The organism is Mesorhizobium sp. M8A.F.Ca.ET.218.01.1.1 (assembly GCF_004791165.1).
Taxonomy (GTDB): Bacteria; Pseudomonadota; Alphaproteobacteria; order Rhizobiales; family Rhizobiaceae; genus Mesorhizobium.
Map to the genome: position 1 here is coordinate 1 of NZ_SRUZ01000233.1, position 279 is coordinate 279.

The window sequence follows — 279 nt, forward strand, 5'->3', positions numbered from 1 at the left end:
GGCAAAGCGAGACTTGAAGCGCTCCAAAATCGTGCGGCGATCGCCTTGGCTGCAAATGCGGTCAATCAGATCGCGAAACGCATGGTTGACCGTCGGCTCAATCGGGCCGGGACTGTCGAAGCGCCAGTTTCCATCAAATTGCAGCATTTGAACTACCTCGAAGCGTTGAAGCGGGCGATACGGCTCCGAGCGAAGGGGATTGAGAAAATGGAGATCGGCGAAGGCCTTTTGATTGTCAACGATCCGTGAAGGGATCACAACGTGAACAGGGCTAACTCC

General features: G+C 54.8%; 1 protein-coding gene. It reads left to right on the plus strand.

Annotation, left to right across the window (positions count from 1 at the left end; all coding sequences use genetic code 11):
• On the plus strand, positions 1–249 hold a 249-nt coding region (locus EN861_RS35790), incomplete at its 5' end, for a hypothetical protein (RefSeq protein WP_189343844.1).
• Positions 250–279 lie beyond the last annotated feature (30 nt).